The 20,889-nt window shown below is 65.0% G+C and carries 15 protein-coding genes and 1 tRNA gene; 7 read left to right on the top strand and 9 right to left on the bottom strand.

Annotation, left to right across the window (positions count from 1 at the left end):
* Positions 1-105: 105 nt before the first annotated feature.
* The 6 genes from H8A95_RS19560 to cpdR all read right to left on the bottom strand — a co-directional run bounded on the left by H8A95_RS19560 (position 106) and on the right by cpdR (position 10,131).
* Positions 106-816 (bottom strand): hypothetical protein, encoded by a 711-nt coding sequence (locus tag H8A95_RS19560; protein ID WP_229184565.1) that lies wholly within the window; start codon positions 814-816, stop codon positions 106-108.
* A 79-nt stretch (positions 817-895) separates the two neighbouring features.
* Positions 896-1,432, bottom strand: a complete 537-nt coding sequence (locus H8A95_RS19555) for an invasion associated locus B family protein (RefSeq protein WP_229184564.1) — start codon at positions 1,430-1,432, stop codon at positions 896-898.
* 38 nt (positions 1,433-1,470) lie between these two features.
* On the bottom strand, positions 1,471-6,795 hold the full coding sequence (locus tag H8A95_RS19550; protein ID WP_229184563.1) for a beta strand repeat-containing protein: 5,325 nt from the start codon (positions 6,793-6,795) through the stop codon (positions 1,471-1,473).
* A 335-nt stretch (positions 6,796-7,130) separates the two neighbouring features.
* The gene (locus H8A95_RS19545) at positions 7,131-8,183 is read right to left on the bottom strand and encodes a helix-turn-helix domain-containing protein (RefSeq protein ID WP_229184562.1); all 1,053 of its coding nucleotides are present in this window, start codon (positions 8,181-8,183) and stop codon (positions 7,131-7,133) included.
* Between the two features lie 1,434 nt (positions 8,184-9,617).
* Positions 9,618-9,692 (bottom strand) — tRNA-Val (locus tag H8A95_RS19540).
* A 79-nt stretch (positions 9,693-9,771) separates the two neighbouring features.
* Positions 9,772-10,131, bottom strand: coding sequence for a cell cycle two-component system response regulator CpdR (cpdR, locus tag H8A95_RS19535; RefSeq protein WP_106323871.1), 360 nt, complete (start codon positions 10,129-10,131; stop codon positions 9,772-9,774).
* 304 nt (positions 10,132-10,435) lie between these two features.
* Here cpdR and H8A95_RS19530 point away from each other — a divergent pair, with 304 nt between their 5' ends.
* The 3 genes from H8A95_RS19530 to H8A95_RS19520 all read left to right on the top strand — a co-directional run bounded on the left by H8A95_RS19530 (position 10,436) and on the right by H8A95_RS19520 (position 13,765).
* The gene (locus tag H8A95_RS19530; RefSeq protein ID WP_229184561.1) at positions 10,436-11,323 is read left to right on the top strand and encodes an N-formylglutamate amidohydrolase; all 888 of its coding nucleotides are present in this window, start codon (positions 10,436-10,438) and stop codon (positions 11,321-11,323) included.
* 594 nt (positions 11,324-11,917) lie between these two features.
* Positions 11,918-12,697: a histidinol-phosphatase gene (gene hisN, locus H8A95_RS19525; protein ID WP_229184560.1), complete on the top strand. Its 780-nt coding sequence runs from the start codon at positions 11,918-11,920 to the stop codon at positions 12,695-12,697.
* A gap of 99 nt (positions 12,698-12,796) precedes the next feature.
* The gene (locus H8A95_RS19520) at positions 12,797-13,765 is read left to right on the top strand and encodes a Bug family tripartite tricarboxylate transporter substrate binding protein (protein WP_229184559.1); all 969 of its coding nucleotides are present in this window, start codon (positions 12,797-12,799) and stop codon (positions 13,763-13,765) included.
* 7 nt (positions 13,766-13,772) lie between these two features.
* Here the strand turns inward: H8A95_RS19520 and H8A95_RS19515 are convergent, their stop codons facing one another.
* A complete protein-coding gene (locus tag H8A95_RS19515) occupies positions 13,773-14,666 on the bottom strand; it encodes a LysR family transcriptional regulator (protein ID WP_163159437.1) in 894 nt (297 codons plus the stop codon).
* 92 nt (positions 14,667-14,758) lie between these two features.
* Here H8A95_RS19515 and H8A95_RS19510 point away from each other — a divergent pair, with 92 nt between their 5' ends.
* The gene (locus H8A95_RS19510; RefSeq protein ID WP_229184558.1) at positions 14,759-15,511 is read left to right on the top strand and encodes a sulfite exporter TauE/SafE family protein; all 753 of its coding nucleotides are present in this window, start codon (positions 14,759-14,761) and stop codon (positions 15,509-15,511) included.
* Between the two features lie 69 nt (positions 15,512-15,580).
* Here H8A95_RS19510 and H8A95_RS19505 read toward each other — a convergent pair whose 3' ends face one another.
* Entirely contained in the window at positions 15,581-16,216 is a 636-nt protein-coding gene (locus tag H8A95_RS19505) for a LysE family translocator (RefSeq protein WP_229184557.1), read from the bottom strand.
* Between the two features lie 239 nt (positions 16,217-16,455).
* Between H8A95_RS19505 and H8A95_RS19500 the strand changes: the two genes are divergently transcribed.
* Both H8A95_RS19500 and H8A95_RS19495 read left to right on the top strand, forming a co-directional pair.
* On the top strand, positions 16,456-18,255 hold the full coding sequence (locus H8A95_RS19500; protein WP_229184556.1) for an adenylate/guanylate cyclase domain-containing protein: 1,800 nt from the start codon (positions 16,456-16,458) through the stop codon (positions 18,253-18,255).
* A 60-nt stretch (positions 18,256-18,315) separates the two neighbouring features.
* Complete coding sequence (locus tag H8A95_RS19495) at positions 18,316-18,975, top strand: hypothetical protein (RefSeq protein ID WP_229184555.1); 660 nt, start codon at positions 18,316-18,318, stop codon at positions 18,973-18,975.
* A gap of 87 nt (positions 18,976-19,062) precedes the next feature.
* On the opposite strand, the gene H8A95_RS19490 is transcribed toward H8A95_RS19495, so the two are convergent.
* Positions 19,063-20,010: an alpha/beta hydrolase gene (locus H8A95_RS19490; RefSeq protein ID WP_229184554.1), complete on the bottom strand. Its 948-nt coding sequence runs from the start codon at positions 20,008-20,010 to the stop codon at positions 19,063-19,065.
* A gap of 221 nt (positions 20,011-20,231) precedes the next feature.
* Between H8A95_RS19490 and H8A95_RS19485 the strand changes: the two genes are divergently transcribed.
* Positions 20,232-20,705, top strand: a complete 474-nt coding sequence (locus tag H8A95_RS19485) for an Hsp20 family protein (protein ID WP_229184553.1) — start codon at positions 20,232-20,234, stop codon at positions 20,703-20,705.
* Positions 20,706-20,889: the final 184 nt, after the last annotated feature.

Genomic DNA, 20,889 nt, shown 5'->3' with positions numbered 1-20,889 from the left:
GCGCAAGCTTCTGAGCGTTCTGTGCGCCGGCCTCTGGCGCGGACTGCACGGCCGGTTCGGCCTGGTGCCGACGTCGGACGCGCGAGGGCCCAGCCTCTAGCCGCGTTAGCCTGCGACCCGCAGCGCGGTCACCGCGACGCAGGCATTGCCGAACGGAATCAGCACCACTTGCGCGCCGTTTGGCAGCGCCATCGTTGCGAGCTCACCGAGCGCGCCGGTCTGCCCGTTGAGCTTGGCGAGCTCGGCGGCGACCGTCGAGCAGTTCTCCGCTCGCGGCGTCACCCGCACCAGATTGCCTTCGCAGGACGATCCGACCGGTGCGGCAAACACGATACCGGCGGCCTGTTGAACGGCATTGCCTTGCGGGGCTTGATTTCCCTGCGGGGCTTGGCCCTGCGGTGCCTGGTTCGGTGCGAGCGCAACCAGCGACTGCACCGAATGGGAATTGCCGGACTTGGCGTCCCACTGCGACTGCGCGGTGTAGTTGGAGTTCATCGCGAGACCGCGGCCGAGCGTCCCGAACAGATTGGCGCAGGTCACGATGTTGCCCTGCCGCGCCTGATCGTCGAACACGGTCGGTTGCTGCCCCGCCTGTTGCGGCGGAACGGATGCCGCCGCAGCGGCCGGCGTCTGCGCCTCCTGCGCACGCTGTTTGTGCGGCTGCGGCTTGGCAGCGGCGGCGGGCTTCTTGGCCGGCGCCGGTGCAGCCGGCTGCAATGGTATCGGCTGCGTCTGCTGCGCGTAGACCACGACACCGGCGGCACCGAGCGCGGCCACGACGACCGCAACAAAGATCAATCCAAGGGTGCGCCGCATCGACCATCCGTCCTTTTCACTTCGCGCTTCAGTCTCGAGCCGGATGCCGGAATTCCACATCCGCATGTCCGACCTCGCTTCATTTCAGTTTCGCCAGCACGCCGGACAGTCCGTCCAGCGGCGCTTCCATCATGATCGGCCCGGTCTGCGGGAGCTGATAGGACACCAGGCACGGCGTCGCCGCGCGGATGTGCCGCCTGAGCACGTTGCCGATCGCGATCGTCGCGAAGCAGAAATTGGCGTCGCAGCGATCGGTCTGCGCGACGATCCGGTCCGGACTATCGCCCATCGCAAGCTCGATCTGCGCGCCGACGCCCGCGGCTGCGGGAATGCGCATCGACATCAGCGGCTTGCCGTCGGCGGTCGCAATCAGCGACCAGTTGAATGCGACCGCGCCTTGCGCGTTGACGATCGATTGCGTGACGTTGCAGACCCGGCGCTTCGATTTGAGACTCTCGTCGCAAATCAAGGTCCAGTTCTTGAACGGCTGGATCATCCGCCTGAACTCGCCGAGCGTCTCGCCTTCCGGCACCATGACGTCCGACGGCTTCACGGTGTAGGCGGGCGGCGGCACAGGCTGCGCGGACGCGATTGCCGCGTCCGCGAGCCAGATCACCAAAGCCAGACACGCCGGCCGCCTCGTCGACGTCAGGGTCAATTGAGCGTCAGACTCACGCCGGCACTGACGCCCCAGTCGCCGCCGGCGGTGGTCGCCGCCGCGTTGGTGCGCAGCTTGCCGTTCTCGCTGGTGTAGCCGATGCCGAAGGCGAGCGCGCCCTGGCTGCGCCAGACGCCGCCGCCGGCCGATGCGCTGATCTTGCCGGGCCGGTCGTCATAACGCAGCGATGCGGCGGCCATGCCGATCGCGGCCGCACGCCAGGCGTCCTGCCGCACCTCACCGATCTGGCCGTTGAGTTGCTGGAACGCGCTGTTGAGCTGGTTGACGTTGACCGCATCGGTGCCTGCAACGCCGGCCGCCACGTTGCCGATGGTCACCGGTCCGCCATTGCCGCTGTTCAGCGTCACCTTGTTGGTGGTGTTGCCGGAGGCATCGGTGTCGTAGCGGATCGAGCTCGACGCAACCGCCTGGAGCTGGCTGACATTGACCGCGTCGGTCGCAGCCGAGCCCGCGGCGACATTGGTGACGCGGCGTTCGGCCCCGGACGAGCCGACCGACACTTCGCCGGTCGCGACGCCCGCGACGGTCTTGCCGACAACAGGCGTATAGGCCGCATCGCTCAGATTCGCCGTCGTGGTGGCGTTCGCGCCGAGCGCCAGCGAATTGGCCGCCGTCGCCTTGGCGCCGGCGCCGATCGCGACCGAGTTGGCGGCCGACGCGGCCGAGCCGTTGCCCATCGAGATCGCGTTGGCGCCGCTCGCGACCGACTGCGGTCCGATCGCGACGCTCTCCGCGCCGGTCGCGATGGAATCCGCTGCCGTCGAATTGGCGTGGAAATATTTGACGCCGCCACCGCCATTGCTGATGTTGTTGACGGTGTTGTAGAGGTTGTCGAGCGACGTGTTGGTGGCCCAGAGCTGCGAGCCGTTGATGGCGTCCGTCGAGGTCGAGGTGATCTGGCCCGCCGCCACATTGGTGATGGTACGCTCCGAACCGGCGCTGCCGACGCTGACGGTCGATGTCGGCGTCGTGCCGGCGAAGTTGTAAGTGGTGCCGCCGATCGTGGTGTTCTTGGTCGCGACCACCGTGGAGGTGGTCGAATTGGCGCCGAGCGCAACGTCGCCAGCCTGCGCCGTCGCCTTGGCATTCGGACCGAGCGCGACGCTGGTCGGGTTGGTGGTCTGGGAGCCTGCGCCAATCGACACCGACTGGATGCCGTTGGCCTGCGCATTGGTTCCGAACGCAATCGAATCGGCAAAGTTGGACACCGAATTCTGGCCGATCGCGATGCCGCCGGGCGCGGTCTGCGCCACGGTTGCGCCAAATCCCATGCCGATGCCGTTGTCGCCGTTGACCACGGTCTGCGGCCCCACCGCGACGGAATTGTTGCCGACCGCGAGCGAGTCGGCGAGCGTCGAGTTGGCGTGGAAGTATTTCGTGGTCGTGGTCGCGAACGAGGTGAGCGCGCCGGTCAGCTGCCGCACGGTGACGGCGTCGCTCGACTGGGTGCCGTCGGCCACATTGGTGATCTGGCGATAGCTCGTCGCATTGCCGACAGACACCGCGCCGAGCAGCGTAAGATCGGTGGTGTTGTAGGGGATGATGGTGCCACCGATGGTGCCGGACGCCGGTGCGAGCGGGCGGTTGGAGATCGAGCCCGAGCCGATCGCAACGCCGTCGGCGACCGTGGCCTGGGTGTTGAAGCCGAGCGCCGTGGAGTTCGCCGCCGTCGCCGAGGCGGCGATGCCGGCGGCCATCGAATTCGCACCGGTCGCGCCGTTGTTGGCGTAGTTGGCCTTCTGGGTGCCGCCGTCGTTGACACCATAGTAATGGGTCAGACCATTGCTGACGACGGTCGAGAGGCTGTCGATCGCCGAGGTCGCGGCAAACAGCTGCGAACCGTTGATCGCATCAGTCGAGCCGTTGCTGATCCGCCCGGCCGCGACATTGGTGATGGTGCGCTCGTTGCCGACCGAGCCGACGCTGACGGTCGAGAGCGGCGTCGTGCCGGCGAAGCTGTAGGCGGTGGTACCGATGGTGATGCCTGACGTGCCGACCGCCGTGGTGGTCTGGCTGCCGGAACCGAGCGCGATGTCGTTGGCATTCGCGGCGGTCGCTCCGTTGCCGATCGACACCGAGCCGCTACCAGTGGCGGTCGACACCGGCCCGATCGCAACCGAGTTGGTCCCCACCGCAGACGAATCCGCCAGCGTCGAGTTGGCGTGGAAATACTTGATGCCGCCGCCGGTATTGATGTTGTTGACGGTGGTCGCGATGCTGTCGACGGCCTGGTTGGTGGCAAACAGCTGCGAGCCGTTGATTGCATCGGTCGAGCCGTTGTTGAGCCGTCCCGCGGCCACGTTGGTGATGGTGCGCTCGGCACCGACCGCACCGACGCTCACCGTCGAGGCCGGCGTGGTGCCGGCAAAGCTGTAGGTCGTGCCATTGATCACCGTATTCGGGGTACCGACCGCCGTGGTGGTCTGGCTGCCCGAGCCGAGCGCGACGTCATTGGCATTCGCGGCGGTCGCGCCGTTGCCGATCGATACCGAGCCGGCGCCGGTGGCGGTTGACACCGGGCCGATCGCAACCGAATTGGTCCCGACCGGAGACGAATCGGCCAATGTCGAATTGGCATGGAAATACTTGATGCCGCCGCCGGTGTTGATGTTGTTGACGGTGCTGGCGAGGCCGTCGACCGCCTGGTTGGTCGCAAACAGTTGCGACCCGTTGACCGCATCCGTCGACCCATTGTTGAGCCGCCCGGCGCCGACATTGGTGATGGTGCGCTCGGCGCCGACCGCGCCGACGCTGACGGTCGAGCCCGGCATCGTGCCGGCGAAGCTGTAGGTGGTGCCGTTGATCACCGTGTTGGGCGTACCGACTGCTGCGGTCGTGACGCTGCCGGAGCCGAGTGCGACCGCATTTGCGTTCGAGGCATTGGCATTGGCGCCAAGCGCGAGGGCATTCGCGACGCCGGCATTCGCATTGACACCGAGAGCGGACGCCTGAACGCCGGCGGCCACCGAGTTCTGGCCGATCGCGGTGCTGGACGTGGCCGAGGCCTGGGCATTGGGTCCGATCGCGGTGCTGAACTGGCCTGTCGCCTTGGAGATGTATCCCAACGCCACTGAGTCGAGCGCCGATGCAGTAGATTGGTAGCCGGCGGCGATCGCATTGTCGGCGCTGGCGGCCGAGGCGTTACCAACCGAGATGGAGTTGGTGCCGGTCGCGGTCGACACCGGGCCGACCGCAACCGAGTCGGTCCCCACCGCGGAGGAATCGGCCAGCGTCGAATTGGCGTGGAAATACTTGATGCCGCCGCCGGTGTTGATGCTTTCGATCGCCTGGTTGGTGGCAAACAGCTGCGAGCCGTTGACCGCATCCGTCGAAGAGTTGCTGAGCCGCCCGGCCGCGACATTGGTGATGGTGCGCTCCGCACCGACCGCGCCGACGCTGACCGTCGAGGCCGGCGTGGTGCCGGCGAAGCTGTAGGTGGTGCCGTTGATCACGGTGTTCGCGGTGCCGACTGCAGCAACGGTGACGCTGCCGGAGCCGAGTGCGACATCGCCGGATTTTGCCGCTGCGGTTGCGCCGTTGCCCAGTGCGATATTGCCGACAAGACCGGCGGCGCCCGCGGTGGAGCCGTTGCCGAGCGCCACGGAGCCCTGCCCGATCGCCTTGTTGTTGTTGCCGATCGCGACTGCACCGTTCGCCTGGTTGGCGGCGGTGGCGCTCGCCGTACCGTCACTGTTGGCGATGTTGTTCGCGCCACCGGTGAAGGCGCCGGTGCCGCTGGCATAGCTGGGATCGCCGATCGCCACCGCGCCGTTGCCAAAGGCGGTGTTGTTCGCGCCGATCGAGACCGCCTGGCCGCCGGTCGCCACCGCGTTGGTGCCCAAGGCCACTGCGCTGGCGGAACTGGCCGCGGCATTGTTACCGATAGCGATGGCGCTTGTAGCCGACGCCTTGGCGCCGATGCCGAGCGCGGTACTGGCGGTTCCGCTGGCGTTGGCGCTGACGCCGGCCGCGAGAGAGTTGTCTCCTGCCGCGCTCGCTCCAGACCCGAATGAGGAGGCGTTTTGGCCGCTGGCAACGGCTGTGTTGCCAACCGCAGTGCTGGCGGCGCCACTCGCATTTGAGGCAGTGCCGATCGCCAGCGAGCTTGTGCCGGCGGCACTGGCCCCAACGCCAGTCGCGATCGAACTGATGCCGGCGGATGCCGCATTGTTGCCGATCGCGATGCCGCCGGTCGCCGCACTGTTGACGATCGCGCCCGATCCGATTGCAACCGAGCCGCCGGTGCTCTGCGCTTGTGCCTGATTGCCCACGGCGACGCTGAAATCTGCCGTCGCCTGGGCGAGATTGCCCCCGGCAAACGAACCAACGCCCGACGCGGTGGATTGCTTGCCCAGCGCGGTGGCATTCACACCGCTCGCGACGGACGACCAGCCTCCGGCCCACGAAAAGTTACCGCTCGCGGCGGAGCTGACGCCGACAGCGGTCGAATTTCCACCGGTGGCAGCAGCGAATGTGCCCAAAGCGCTGGCACCGGCTGCAGCCGCATTGGCGTTGACGCCGAGCGCGACCGCATTGACGTTGTTTGCGATCGTGCCGGCACCCAGCGCCATTCCGCCATCGCCTGAAGCGGCCGCATTCCGACCGAGCGCCACCGAATATTGTCCCGACGCATTGGCAAGGTAGCCTTGTGCGATCGCGTAAAGGTTACTCGCGCTCGCGCCGTTGCCGACGGCGGTAGACTGATTTCCCGTCGCGCTCGCGGAGGTGCCGAACGCGCTGGCGCCGGTCCCGCTCGCGGTTGCCGTTGTGCCGACGGCGGTCGACCATGGTCCGGTCGAGTTCGTGCCGGTCCCGATGGCGATCGCCTCGAAGCTGAAGCCGGCAGGAGCGGTGCCGCTCGCATTCGAGGCGGCACCGATTGCGATCGGAGAGCCTTGCCCGATTGCGTTGGCCTTGGCGTTGGCGCCCATCGCAACGGCTGAGCCGGACGAGGACGTCGCCGACGCATTGGTGCCGACCGCCGTTGCGCCACCGCCCGAGGCGACGCTTCCGGTGCCGGAATTGTAGTTCTGGGCGCTCGCGGCCGAAGTAGCGGCGATCATGATCGCGAACGCACCGAGCGTTGCGGCCACCGTCGAGGTGCCCCCGCCGACGCCGAGCGCACCAAGCCCCAGCCGGTCGCGCTTCACACCCAGTGTCCGGTGCGCCTGACGCAGCACCGCCAGCAGCCGCCGCCGCAGCGAACGGCTGCCCGCATCGCCCGATGCGACCCAGCTCCGGACGAAGCCGATGCGGGCGTGACGCTTCAGCGATTCGGTTGAGTTGCGTGCGACAACCATGGTGCGCCCCCTTTGTGACATCTGGTCCAGACGTCGGGGGTGCCATGCCGCGGACTGTGCCGACATGCGTGTCCTTTGGGACCACATGTGGAGATATGAAGACCGCGCGACCTGCGCCGGCCTTCCGGTCCTGGCCGACGATGTGTCGAACTCAACGAGCGCATCTTGCCACCCAGCGCTCGCTCGACTGCCCCACCACTGTGCCCCGAGTCGTCATATCAAAAATGATAGACACAAATTTGTCAGCGTCACTCAGCAGCCCGTCCAAATAGCGCGCAGATCGTCTCACAAGTTGAACGATTTATTGGATACATCGTGGGGTATTGCGCAAATCCTCAACCGGCAGTTGATCGACGGCGCGCCCGTTCGCGCATCTCGCGCGGGCTGACGCCGAATTCGCGACGAAATGCGCGCGTGAAATCCGACGCCAGCTTGAAGCCGTGGCGATAGGCGATCTCCTGCACCTGCCTGTCGGTGGACGCGACGAGTTCGGCATGCGCCGCGCGCAGCCGCTTGCGCATGATGTAGCCGGCAACGCCGCCGACGTTCTCGAATGCACGGTAGAGGGCGGAGCGCGAGATCCGCAATTGCTGCGCAATGCGATCCGGCGTGAGGTCGAAGTCGCCGAGATGCTGCTCTATATAAAGACGCGCGCGCTCGAACAGCACCGACTCGATCGAGCCGCGCACCTGCTCCAGCCGGTCCGATGACAGTTGAATGCATGCTGCGATCATCTGCGCGGTCGCGCGCCCCGCCCGCCTCAACTCCTCCGGGGACATAAGGATGATGCGCGTTTCGAGTCTGTCGAGATAATCAGCAAGCAATTCGATCAGATTGCCGGAGAGGAGAATATTGCAGGCGTCGTTGAGCTGGTCGGCCACATCAGCAAAGGATCGGCGCGGCAACGCCAGCACCAGGCCATCATAGTTGGTGATGCTGCCGCGGAAGTCGTCGTCGAGCGAGATCAGGAACATCGCGCCCGGCCCGGCGTGAAGCCGCCGTTCAGCGGTTTCGAAGCGCGCTTCGCCCGAGCGCACCCGGAACAGCCACCAGATATCGACCGGCGCCCCCTGCGACGGCTCGGCCGCGCGCACGAATGTTTGCGCGGCAACACGGCCGGATGTGAAGATGACATCGGCCATGTTGCAGGTCAGGTATTCGACCTCGAACCCCTGCGCAGGGCTGTGGCCTTCCGGCGGCGCGACATCGACCAGCGAGGCCATGCGCGTCTTCCAGACCTCGAACTGCTCCGACCGCGGATAGGGCCGCGTCGAGAACAGACGCGGCACCGCCGGGGCTATATCCCTGATGTTTCGCGGCTCGCGTGGCAGGGGAACATGTTCCAGGAGCTGCGCCGCGCTCGCCGGCGTCTTGTCGTCTTGTTGCATGTACTTTCGTGCCCCGTTGGCGCAAACGACGAACGTCGGCTCAACGAAGGCGCATTCCCAAGGTTGCGTTGCCGGCCGCTGACAGGCAGGCGAATTTCAGGGAGACAACGGAGCAGCATCTCAGGACGCGGACATCACCCGCCTACGCCGGCCGCTCCTGATAGGGCCGATGCAGGTTCCTGTGGCAGTCGTGCTCACACATGGCATTCTTCATTGTCGCGTCATTGCCGCATTCGGGCGCGGAAGCTCCGTCACCAAGTCGGCCTGACTGATCTAGAGTACAATCCGCGCAAGAACCAGAGGGGCGGCAATGCGCGTCGTGAAGAAACCCAAGATTGCCCTCATGCGATGCGAACGGGCAACGCATCATCGCGCAGTCTTCAGAAAATTTTCTCGATCTCCGCGCTGAGACGAAACACGTGTCGCAACAGGGAAGAGATCTAAGCACGGTACATGACACATCGAGAATCCGGCGCACGGGTGTGTCGTCGACCGCGCCTGAAGACGCTTGCCCAATCATGTGGCAGTCCACCACTGCGATGTGAATGCGGTCTATGCGAACGAAGCACGCGAGCTGCACGAGGCGCGCATGTTGTGGCACGCTGCTGCATTCTCAGATGAACGACGAGATGACGAAAGTCATAATGGGTCATCACATTCTTCGGCGAAGACGCCGCGCCGGACCAGCGGCGCCAGGAGCACTCCGCCGGACGTCAGGCGATCGGGACGGCGGATCACTGAGTTGCCCGACGGCGCAAGCCCGCAGCAAACATATTTCGGTTTATCAGTAAGACAACTCAGTGCTATAAATCCGCCGTCTCACCCGATCGAGGGCGCTTCGCGATCGTCACGAACGCGGTGTGAGATGCAGTGGACGCTGCGCGTGCGACTGACGAGTGCACGCAAGGCGGACGGCGAAGTCGTGTGGTCCTGACGCCCTGGTGGCAGGTGTCTTTTTCGCAAGACGCGCTGCGTCTGGCGAAGACGGTGACAAGCAAGCCCAGTCTCGCCGGGGAGAGCACGAAGTGCAGGAGCCCGTCATCGGGCTCGCCGAAGGCGAGACCCGGTGGCGGTGACGACACCGAACAAGCGGTTTGACAGGTTGAATCAGATGGCGGCCGCTTCATTCCGAAGCGTGGCTTGCCTGGCCGAATCGCGCGGCCAAGCGCCCGCCTTCGTCCGTTGGGCTTCGGCGTGGCATCCTTCTCACGCTTCGCGACGATAGGCTTGCTTGCGGCGACAGTCTTCGCTTTCGCAAGCTCAAGCTACGCCGGACACGCTTCGACCTGAAGGTCTCCGCGTGGCTGCGCCGCGCGAAGCCCGACATAGGATAGCGTGAAGCCTGGCTTGCCGAGCCGAAGCTCACGGCCGAAGGCCCGCCTTCGCCCGTTGGGCTTCGGCGTGGCATCCTTCTCTCGCTTCGCGAGCGAAGGATGGTGGGTGCGACAGGGATCGAACCTGTGACCCCTACCATGTCAAGGTAGTGCTCTCCCGCTGAGCTACGCACCCAAAGCCATGTTTGGATCGGGTCCCTATAACGGACGCCGGCGGGGCAGGCAAGGATACAAAGTGAAGGTTTTTTGGCGAATCAGGCCGCCAGCAACTTATTCACTTCGCTAACCAATTCCCTGAGGTGCACGGGCTTGGCCAGCACCTTGGCGTTTTTCGGCGCCTCCGAATCGGAATTGAGGGCCACCGCGGCAAATCCGGTGATGAACATGATCTTGATATCAGGATCGAGTTCCGCGGCGCGGCGCGCCAGCTCGATGCCGTCCATCTCGGGCATCACGATGTCGGTGAGCAGCATTTCGAACGGCTCCTCGCGCAGCCGCTGGTAGGCTGACATGCCGTTATCGTGCGGCGAGACCTTGAAACCCGCATTTTCGAGCGCCTTGACCAGGAAGCGGCGCATATCGGTGTCGTCTTCGGCGAGAAGAATTTTCGGCATGGCAGGAATCGTCGAATCCGGCTTGAGGAGCAGTCCGAACAGTAAGCCCGACAGTCGGTAAATTTCGGGTGAAATTTACGTCAAGCCTGAGGCGTCGGGCACGGCCTATTTGTGGACTGAACCACGGGTCGAAGCAACCTTGTGCGGCATTTCCTGCCTTTAGGACGCGTTCCAGCCGATACGGCACTCTTTTCACTTGGCAGAATGATCGCGATTACCGACAATGCCCGCCCATAAATCTCCGCTTTTCCGGCAGAATCAGTTCTTGCGGGGCGAGGCGGACGCAAGGGACGGCGCCAAGGGAATGACCGAATTTGCTGGCGAGTTGTCGCCCCCGTTCGAGATCGTTGAGCCGCAGGCCTGGCGCGCGCCGATCATCTTCAATTCCCCGCATTCGGGCTCGGTCTACCCTGCCGAATTCGTCGAGGCGTCGCGAATCGATGTGACGTCGCTGCGCCGCTCCGAAGACAGCTTCATGGACGAGTTGATCGCGGGCCTGAGCGATCGCGGCTTTCCGATCGTCCGGGTTAACTTCCCGCGCTCCTATGTCGACGTGAACCGCGAACCCTATGAGCTCGACCCGCGGATGTTTACCGGGCGGCTGCCGAGCTTTGCCAACACGCGCTCGATGCGGGTGGCCGGCGGCCTCGGCACCATCCCGCGGGTGGTCGGCGACGGCCAGGAGATCTACCGCGAGCGGCTCGAGGTCGACGAAGCGCTGCGGCGGATCGAGGTCCTGTACAAGCCCTATCACCGCGCATTGCGCCGGCTGATCAACAAGGCGCACCAGGCGTTCGGCGCCGTGATTCTGGTCGACTGCCACTCGATGCCGTCGGTCGGCGTATCGCGCGACGAGCCGCGCCGGCCCGACGTCGTGATCGGCGACCGCTATGGCACGAGCTGCGCGCCGCTGCTGCCCGATCTGGTCGAGGAGATCATGAGCTCGCTCGGCTATTCGATCGGCCGCAACAAGCCCTATGCCGGCGGCTTCATCACCGAGCATTACGGCAATCCGGCGAGCGGCCTGCACACCGTGCAGATCGAGCTCAACCGCGCGGTCTATATGGATGAGCGCCGCCGCGAGCGCGGGCCGCGCTTCGCCCAAGTGGCGGCCGACTTCGCGACCCTGGCGGATGCGCTTGCGAAAATTCCGTTCGGGGATCTCGGCCCGTTCCAGGCGGCGGCGGAGTGAGTAGACGACTTTGATCCGAGGCACGACGAAGTCGTGAACTTAGAATTCGGTTTGCTGACGTAGCCTGAGCGGAGAAGTGGAATCCGGGTTCGCATTCAATGCGGAGCCGAGACGTCCGAAGAGATAAAGAGACGGCCCAAGAAAAAAGGGCCGCTTGAATGAACAAGCGGCCCAAGTCTAGGGAGGAAACGCCCAAGGAGGGCAGCGATAGCGCGAGGCGCTACCGCACCGCAACAATATGCGACCGCGCTGCACAAAACGCAAGAACTTTCGAAACATTTCTCGCGCAATGTTGGTAAGTCTGGCGAATCTGCAACACGGCCGCGATACCGAATTAATCCGTTAAATATCAAATGTTTACGGAGAAAAATCCGATCAGTCGGCGCTCTGCGCATAGCTTGTATACCAGAACTCGCAACTTCGTGATCCGCCCCGGAGCCGTCGAGACTTTCGAATCCGAACCAAATCGAAAGCCCGGAACCGGATCATCGGGCTGGGATAACGCTCCGTTAATCGTGCGCGCCGCATTGGATTGAGCTAGGCAAGAGCAGATCCGGTTTCTACCGCGCCGTTTGCGCATTTCAGGGACATGCCGTGACGGTCATCGACTTTACCGCCTTCATCGGCCGCCTCGCGACCGCATCCGGCGAAACCATCCTGCCGTTCTTCCGCACCTCGCTCTCGGTCGACAACAAGAGCTCGAACGATTTCGATCCGGTCACCGAGGCCGACCGGGCCGCGGAAGCCGTGATGCGGCGGCTGATCAAGGCGAACTTCCCCCAGCACGGCATCGTCGGCGAGGAATTCGGCAATGAGCGCGAGGACGCCGACTATGTCTGGGTGCTCGATCCGATCGACGGCACGAAGTCCTTCATCGCCGGCTTTCCGATCTGGGGCACGCTAATCGCGCTGCTGCACAAAGGTACGCCGGTATTCGGCATGATGCACCAGCCCTATATCGGCGAGCGGTTCTCCGGCGACAACGGCTCGGCGAACTACTCCGGGCCGTCCGGCGAGCGGCGGCTCTCGGTGCGGCGCTGCGCCACGCTGAAGGAAGCGACCGTCTTCACCACCAGCCCGCTGCTGATGAATCCGGATGACCGCGCCCGCTTCGGCCGCGTCGAGAATGCAGCACGGCTGTCGCGCTACGGCGGCGACTGCTACTCATATTGCATGCTGGCCGCCGGCCATCTCGACCTCGTGGTCGAGACCGAGTTGAAGCCCTACGACATTGCCGGCCTGATCCCGATCGTCACCGGTGCCGGCGGCGTCGTCACCACCTGGGACGGCAAGCCGGCACAAAGCGGCGGCCGCATCATCGCCGCCGGCGACCCACGCGTCCACGAAGCCGCAATGAAGCTGCTCAACGCCTGATTTTCCTGGCCTGATTTGTCTCGGCGTGATTCGTGAGTTGCCGCGCAATTGAACTGCGCCCATCCTGACGGCAACGAGAAAAGTCAGGGATGGGCGCACATGACGATTTGCAGCAGGCTGCTGGCAGTCTTTCTCCTGCTTGTCGCACCCATCACGGCCTCGGCCCAGGAGTTCCCGACCAAGCCGATCCGGCTGATCGTGCCGTTCCCGCCCGGCGGGCCGAACGACATCATCGCGCGGGTGATCGGGCAGAAGATGTCGGAGCTGGTGAAGCAGCCGATCATCGTCGACAACCGCGCCGGCCAGGGCGGTGTGCTCGGCACCGATGCGGTCGCGAAGGCTGCGCCCGACGGCTACACGGTCGCGATTGCCAGCGCCGGGGCGCTCGCAATCAGCCCGAGCATGGAAAAGGTCGCCTACGACACGCTGAAGGATCTCGCGCCGGTGACGCTGGTCGCCACCGTGCCGGAGATGCTGGTGGTCGCCACCGACGTGCCGGCGAACAACATGAGCGAGCTCGTTGCGCTCGCCAAGGCACAGCCGGGCAAGCTCAACTTCGCCTCCTCTGGCCCGGGCAGCCTGCCGCATCTGGCCTGCGAATTGTTCAAGCTGACGGCCAGGATCGACATCGTGCACGTGCCCTATCGCGGCGCGGCCCCTGCGGTGAACGATCTGCTGGGTCAGCAGGTGCAGATGACTTTTCTGGACCTGCCGGTGATCCTGCCGCAGATCAAGGCAGGCTCGCTGCGGCCGATTGCGCTCGGTGGGCGCGAGCGCGCCCCGACCGCGCCTGATGTGCCGACCACGGCGGAAGCCGGCATGCCCGACCTGATCATCGAGAACTGGTACGGCATGGTCGCGCCCGCGGGTACGCCGCCGGCGATCGTCGCAAGACTGAACAAGCTCGCCACCGATGCGATGGCTGATCCGGCGGTGAAGGCAAAACTCGCCGAGCAAGGCCTGACACTCGTCGGCGACAGCCCGGAGCATTTTCGCGACTTCGTCGCCGCCGACATCAGGAAATGGGCCAAGGTGATCCAGGACGCCGGCGTGGTGACGGCGAAGTAGGATGCCGTCAGCGCTGCGCTTCGGCCCGCAGATATTCCACGAGTTGCTTGGCCGCCCGCGGCAGCGCCTTGAAGCTGCGGGCGCAGATCGTCAACCGGCGGTTGGCCCAGGCATCGCGGATCCGGATTGTTGTGATCGGCATCGCCGCAGCGCACCGCCGCGCCGCGGTTTCCGGAACCACAGCGATGCCGACATCGGCGGCGACCATCTGGCAGATGGCGTCGAAGCCGCGCAGGCGGGCACGGAAGCGCAGCCGCGCACCGAGCTTCGCCGCGTGCCTGGAAATATGCACCTGCAGCGCGGACGTTGCCGTGAGGCCGACGAAATCGCGGCCGACCACTTCCTGAAAATCGATCTGGCGGCGGCCGCCGAGATCGCTGCGCCGCGGCGCCACCAGCATCAGCCGGTCTTCGCTGAACAGGAAGCGCTCGACGCTGTCGGGCAGCGCGTGTTCGGCGGCGAAACCGAGGTCGGCAGCCCCGCTGGCGATCGCGGTCGCGATATCGGTGCTCTCGCGCTCCTCGACGTCGACGCTGATATCGGGATGCTCGTGCAGGAATGCCGCCAGCGCCCGCGGCAGATGCTCCGACAGGCCCGAGGTGTTGGCGAGCAGCAGCACGTTGGCGCGGACACCGCTGGCATAGGCGGCGAGATCACTCTGCAGGGCCTCGACATTGTGGAGCACGATTCGGGCATGGCCGAGCAGGCTCTCGCCCGCTGCGGTCAGTTCGACGCCGCGCCGGCCGCGCTTGAGCAGCGCGACGCCGAGCGCTTCCTCGAGGCCCTTGATTCGCTCGCTGGCCGAGGCTAGCGCAAGGTTGGCGCGCACCGCGCCCTGGGTAATGCTGCGCGCATCCGCCACCGCGATGAACAATTGCAAGTCGATCAGGTCGAACCGCATGACGTTACCCACCCCCGCCCTTCGGGCTGTCCGAAGGCTATCTCCGTAACCTCCAGATTGTGCCGATCGCATCGATCGGTCAACGTGCAGCCATGGTCGACCATCTCCTGATCTTCATCGCTTTCGCCTTCCTGCTCGCCGGCTTCGTCAAGGGCACTCTCGGTCTCGGTCTGCCGACCGTCGCGATGGGGCTGCTGGCAACCACGATGGGTCCAGGCCAGGCGATTGCGATCGTGATCGTGCCGGCGGTCGTCACCAATATCTGGCAGACCTTCGTCGGCCCCTATCTGCGCGACATCATCAAGCGGCTGTGGCCGCTGATGCTCGGCACCGTCGTCGGTATCTGGATCAATGCCGGGCTGTTGACCGGGCCTTATGCGGCCTACGGCACCGTCGTGCTCGGCGCGCTGCTGGTAATCTACGCGATCGTCGGCCTGAGCAGGTTCAACTTCAAGGTCAGGCGGCGCGACGAGAAATGGGTCGGCGGCATCGTCGGCGTCATCACCGGGTTGATCTCGGCGGCAACCGGCGTTCAGGTCATCCCCTCGATGCCGTTCATGCAGGCGATCGGCATGGAGAAGGACGAGCTGGTGCAGGCGCTCGGCGTCTTCTTCACGACGGCGACCGTGGCGCTCGCCTTCAACCTCACGGCATCGGGCCTGCTGACGGCGGCCACCGCGCTACCGGGTGCGGTCGCGATGGTGGCGTCGTTCACCGGCATGTTCATCGGCCAGGCCGTCCGCACACGGATGCAGCCCGACGTCTTCCGCCGCTGGTTCCTGATCTCGATGATCCTGCTCGGCATCTATCTCGCCGGCAGCGCGCTGCTCAAGATCCACGGGTAGATTGTTGTTTGACGCGTTTTCTTCGCGCGAACCGGTAAGCCACTTCGCTCGAAAACGCTTCGGCGACGGCTAGCGCGCCTCCAGCATGGCGACGCGAATGCCGAGATAGATGAAGAGCGCGCCGAGCGAGCGGTTGATCCAGGCGATCACGCCGGCCGATTGCCGGATGCGTCCGGCGGCCCGCGCCGCAAAGGCCGCGAGACCAAAGCACCACAGCGTGCCGCCGGTGATGAAGATCAGCCCGAGCACCAGGAAGGCGAGCGTCTTGTGGGCTGAGTCCGCCGCCACGAATTGCGGCAGGAAGGCCAGGAAGAACAGCGCCACCTTGGGATTGAGGATGTTGGTCAGCGCCCCCTGCCAGAACACACGCGAGATCGAGGTCTCGTCGCCTTGCCCCGCGATCTCGGCGATCGGCTTGGCGCGCGACAACAACATCTGCAGTCCGGTCAGCACCAGATAGGCCGCGCCGATCAGCTTGACGGCCAGAAAGGCGGTCGACGAGGCCATCAGCAGCGCCGACAGCCCGATCGCCGCGCCCAGCACATGGACCAGGCAGCCGCAGCTGATACCGATCGCCGCAGCCGCTCCGCCGCGCCATCCGAGCTGAATCGTGCGCCCAATGATATAAGCGGTATCCGGCCCCGGCGTGATGTTGAGCAGCAGGCCGGACAGGACGAAGAGCCAAAGTTCGTGAATTCCCAGCATGTCAGCCAGATTAACCTATGTAAGTAATCGCCCCGAAAGGACGATCAGCCAGACCCGCGCCATCCCGGCGACACACGAATTCGGTAGAGAAACGAGTGTACGATCCGTTGGTCGCATGCCAATTCCTGCTACAATGCATTATAGGTGCCTGCAAACCGGGCTTCCGCCGAACCCGGCCTGTCTTGTAAGTATCGGATTCGGTCACAACGGCTGAGTGGCCATTCCAGGGCACAGGAGACATGGAAAGACGGCTCGCTGCCATTCTTTGCGCTGACATCGCCGGCTATTCCCGCATGATGGGGGTCGACGAGGCGGGGACGCATGCCTCGTTCAAGGCGCATCGCAGCGCGATCTACCCCATCATCCTCAACCATGGCGGCCGAATCGTCAAAAACACCGGCGACGGCTTCCTGCTGGAATTTCCGAGCATCATCGGCGCGATCGAAGCCGCCGTCGCCATGCAGACGCTGATGGCCGAGCGTAACGAACATCTGCCGGCCGACCGCGCCATGCACTTCCGGATGGGCGTCCACATGGGCGACGTCATGGCCGACGAGGACGAGGTGTTCGGCGACGACGTCAACATCGCCGTCCGTCTCGAGACGGTCGCAACGCCCGGCGGCATCGCCGTGTCGGACAAGGCCCGCACCGAAGCGGGGCGGCGGCTTGCCGTCACCCTCATCGATGCCGGGCCGCACCGCTTCAAGAACATCGCCGAGCCGGTCAATGTCTGGACCTGGGCACCGGCCGGATCCGATACAAAGGAACAGGCTCCGGACGACGGTCCGCATCTGCCGGGGCAATACCGGACCGCGATCGTCGGCGTGCTGCCGTTCGACAATCTGAGCGGCGGCGCCGACGAATATTTCTCCGACGGCCTGACCGAGGATCTGATCCACGCGCTGTCGCTGCAATCGTTCTACCGCGTGCTGAGCCGCAATTCGACGTTCGCCTACAAGGGCAAGAACGTCTCGACCCGCCTGATCGCGCGCGAGATCGACGCGACCTATCTGATCCAGGGCTCGGTGCGCCGCGCCGGCAACAAGATCCGCGTCTCCGCCGAACTGATCGCGCCCGAGAAGGGCGAGCAGCTGTGGACCGGCCGCTACGACCGCGACATGGGCGACCTGTTCGCGATGCAGGACGAGATCACCGCCAACCTCTCCGCCGCCGTCGCGCAGGAGATCTACCGCGCCGAGGCCTCGGCGCCGGCGCGCTCGCCGAACGCCGAACTGACCGCGTGGGATCGCTTCCTGAAGGGCCTGTCGCACTACTACCACCAGACCAAGGACGATTGCGAAACCGCGATCGCGCTGTTCAAGGAGGCGATCGAGCTCGACCCCGCGCTGTCAATCGCGCGCGCCTATCTCGCGCTGATCCAGATCCAGAGCATCCAGTTCGGCTGGATTCCGAGCACGCGCGAATTGTGGGCCTCGTCGGTCAGCCTGGCCGAGAGCAGCGTCCGGCTCGACCCGCGCTCGTCGTTCGCGTTTTCGCTGCTGGCCTATCTGCATGCGATGCAGGGCCACTACGAAGCCGCGATGGACGCCATCAAGCGGGCGATCGAACTCAATCCCTACGACATGGGCGCGCGCGGCGTACTCGGAATCTGCCACATGGTGATCGGCGACCACCGCAAGGCAGTCGAGCTGTTCTCGACGGCGGTCCAGCGCGGCAACAGCGACCCGCGCTACCAATGGGCCGCGCTGAACGCGTTCAGCCATTACCTGCTCGGGCAATACGACGCGTCGCTGTCGTGGTCGCGCGAAGGGCTGTATCTCAACCCGAACCATCTGCAGTGCCTTGCAGTGCGCACCGCGGCGCTCGCCCAGCTTGGCCGCGCCGACGAGGCCGCGCAGGCGGCCGAAGCACTGCTCGCTGACCACCCCGACCTGACGGTGGAGCGTCATTTGCGCAATTTCCACTGGAAGAACCCGGCGGACATTGCGCATTATCGCGACGGCCTCTTGAAAGCCGGCCTCCCCTTCGGCAAACTCGCTCTGGTTGCATCCACATCGAAATTCGCCGTTGATTCCTGAGCGAATTCATCCACCGGTAACGGATGCTTTTTAGGCTGACGCTTTTCAGGATGTGGTTTGATGTCCGATACGGCTGCAAGCGAGGCGCCCGCCCCGCAGGTTTCCCCTGACAATCCCTGCCCATTCCTGCGCGCGCTGGTCGCTGGCAGCTATGTCGGCGGCCATGTCGTACCACTGCCGAAGCTGACCGAAACCATCGACCGCGCCACCGGCAAGACCGGCCTTGCGGCGCTCAACGCCGGCGCGAAGATCTTCATGGTCGCGCAGATGGCCAACGGCATCGGCCCCTTCAGCCAGATCCGCAGCCTGTTGCAGGGCGCGATCCTCGACGAGTTGCGCAACGGCCCGCTCGACAAGCACGGCGCCGGCTCGCGCATCCTCGACCAGCATGCCGTGGTGCATGAGGACGAGATCGCGCGGCTCGCCACCTTCGGCTCGGACTACAAGGCTCCCGACGGCAGCATCGAACGCGGGCTGTCGGCCGCCGAGATCAAGATCTTCATGGCGGCAAACTTCCAGCGCGCCAAGGACGAGCATCCGCCGTCCTACGGCATCCTGCACTGCTACTATCCGCTCTTGATGCTCGGCGAGTGGCCGGTGCTGCTCGACATCATGGGCAAGGGCGAAGGCAAGGACCGCTATCTTAGCGTCGCCGAAGTCAGGACCCTGTTCGTGGAAGAGCGCTTTCCGGACCGGATCGTCGCGCTGCTCAACGGCTGAGTCCGAATGCTTTCAGGGAGTGGGCTTCGCACCAAGCGAAGTGGACACCGGCTCGCGTGAAGTAAACGCGTCAGGATCAAATGCTGATCATTTGAACAGCGGCGTGCCCGGCACGAAGGCATCGAATGCCGCCCAGAATTGCCCGCGATAGCGATCCTGCTCCTGCAGAATCTCGTGCTTGGATCCGGCGATCACGAGATGCGAGCCGGCGCGCAAATGATAGGCGAACTCCTCGATCGCGGCCGTCGACACCACCTCGTCATTGCTCGCCGCCAGCATCAGGATCGGCTGGCGGATCTCTGACGGATACGACATGCCGCGGAACGTGCGCATCGCGGTGAACGCGGTGTCGGCCCAGGCGATCGTCGGCGCCGCGATCCCGAGCGTCGGGTCTTCTTCCAGGATCGCCGCGTTGCGGGCGTGGCGCACCGGATCGCCGGTCACGGGATTGCCGATGAAGGGCGCGAGCCCGACCAGTTCGCTGCTGCCGCCCGGCACATAATTGCCGCCCTGCCCGGTCAAGCGCATGATCCTGAGCAGTGCGCTCGGAAAGAACGAGACGCGGCCGCGCGGCAGGTCGATCATCGGCGCCGACAGCACCATGCGGTCGAACCAGCGCTTGCCGGCATGCGCAACCCGCAGCATCACCGCGCCGCCCATCGAATGCGCCAGTGCGAAATAGGGCGGCGGGCAATCCGGCAGCACCACCTGCTGCACGAAGGCCTCGACGTCGACCTCGTAGTCGGCGAAGTCGCGCACATAGCCCTTGCGCGGATCGCGCAGCCGCCGCGACGAGTGGCCCTGCCCGCGCCAGTCGATCATCGCCACCGCAAAACCGCGGTCACGCAGGTCGCGCACGGTCTCGAAATATTTTTCGATCATCTCGCCGCGTCCGCCGAACACGCAGACCGTGCCCTTGCGTCCGGGCGGCGGCGCCCAGCGCGCGAAGCGCAATTCGGCTCCGTCTGATGTCTTGATGGTGCCACTGACAACGTCGTCCGGAACCGGGTTGGCAGGGATCGAGACGAGCGTCATGCGGGAGACCGGGCGTGAAGGGACAGGGTGGAGATCAAGGGCGCCAGCGCCAAAAAAGCGACGCGGTTTCCGCCTCTTGAACGCGACGTGACCTCTCCCATATCACCCTAGTGCAGGCCGCTACCAGTGTTTCGGAACCGGAACATCAGGCTGCACACATCTAAGCCCGGCCCGATTGGCGGGCGGGTAACTGAAACAGTCGCTCAATGGAGGACTACCCTATGCGTAGCTACGACCTGACTCCGTTCTATCGTTCCACCGTCGGCTTCGACCGCCTCTTCAACCTGCTCGACCAGGTGACCTCGGACGGCAGCCCCGGCTATCCCCCCTACAACATCGAGCGCACCGGCGAGAATGCTTACCGGATCAGCGTTGCGGTCTCCGGCTTCTCGCAGGCCGAGCTTTCGATCGTCGCGAAGGAGAACACGCTGACGATCAAGGGCGAGAAAACCGCCAACGAGAATTCCGGCAACAGCTCCGAAGTGCTCTATCGCGGCATCGCCTCCCGCGCCTTCGAGCGCGTCTTCCAGCTTGCCGACTTCGTGCAAGTGAAGAACGCTTCGCTCGAGAACGGCCTGCTCCACGTCGATCTCGTCCGCGAGATTCCCGAGGCCAAGAAGCCCCGCAGCATTCCGATCGGCGGCAGCGAGAAGGCTCCGCAGGTCGTTGACGGCTCGGCGAAGGTCGCGGCCTAAGCAACACCTCCCGCGTCAGCAGATATTGGCTGGACGCGAAAACGCCCCGGGAAACCGGGGCGTTTTTTGTTGCCGGTTGGCGCTATTCCAACCCCTGCACCTTCGGCATCTCCTGGGTCGGCAGGATCGCGGGCGGGGGCGCCGCCGGCGATGCAGCCGCCTGACCGACGGTCGGGGCCTCAGC

The organism is Bradyrhizobium oropedii, assembly GCF_020889685.1.
Lineage (GTDB): Bacteria > Pseudomonadota > Alphaproteobacteria > Rhizobiales > Xanthobacteraceae > Bradyrhizobium > Bradyrhizobium oropedii.
This window is presented reverse-complemented; position numbering and strand designations above follow the sequence as displayed.

Coding starts and splice junctions, on each gene's coding strand:
- H8A95_RS19485 (WP_229184553.1), top strand. CDS start 20,232: ATGCGTAGCTACGACCTGACTCCGTTCTATCGTTCCACCGTCGGCTTC.
- H8A95_RS19510 (WP_229184558.1), top strand. CDS start 14,759: ATGGTCGACCATCTCCTGATCTTCATCGCTTTCGCCTTCCTGCTCGCC.
- H8A95_RS19545 (WP_229184562.1), bottom strand. CDS start 8,183: ATGCAACAAGACGACAAGACGCCGGCGAGCGCGGCGCAGCTCCTGGAA.
- H8A95_RS19520 (WP_229184559.1), top strand. CDS start 12,797: ATGACGATTTGCAGCAGGCTGCTGGCAGTCTTTCTCCTGCTTGTCGCA.
- H8A95_RS19505 (WP_229184557.1), bottom strand. CDS start 16,216: ATGCTGGGAATTCACGAACTTTGGCTCTTCGTCCTGTCCGGCCTGCTG.
- H8A95_RS19500 (WP_229184556.1), top strand. CDS start 16,456: ATGGAAAGACGGCTCGCTGCCATTCTTTGCGCTGACATCGCCGGCTAT.
- cpdR (WP_106323871.1), bottom strand. CDS start 10,131: ATGCCGAAAATTCTTCTCGCCGAAGACGACACCGATATGCGCCGCTTC.
- H8A95_RS19560 (WP_229184565.1), bottom strand. CDS start 816: ATGCGGCGCACCCTTGGATTGATCTTTGTTGCGGTCGTCGTGGCCGCG.
- H8A95_RS19495 (WP_229184555.1), top strand. CDS start 18,316: ATGTCCGATACGGCTGCAAGCGAGGCGCCCGCCCCGCAGGTTTCCCCT.
- H8A95_RS19530 (WP_229184561.1), top strand. CDS start 10,436: ATGACCGAATTTGCTGGCGAGTTGTCGCCCCCGTTCGAGATCGTTGAG.
- H8A95_RS19550 (WP_229184563.1), bottom strand. CDS start 6,795: ATGGTTGTCGCACGCAACTCAACCGAATCGCTGAAGCGTCACGCCCGC.
- H8A95_RS19490 (WP_229184554.1), bottom strand. CDS start 20,010: ATGACGCTCGTCTCGATCCCTGCCAACCCGGTTCCGGACGACGTTGTC.
- H8A95_RS19515 (WP_163159437.1), bottom strand. CDS start 14,666: ATGCGGTTCGACCTGATCGACTTGCAATTGTTCATCGCGGTGGCGGAT.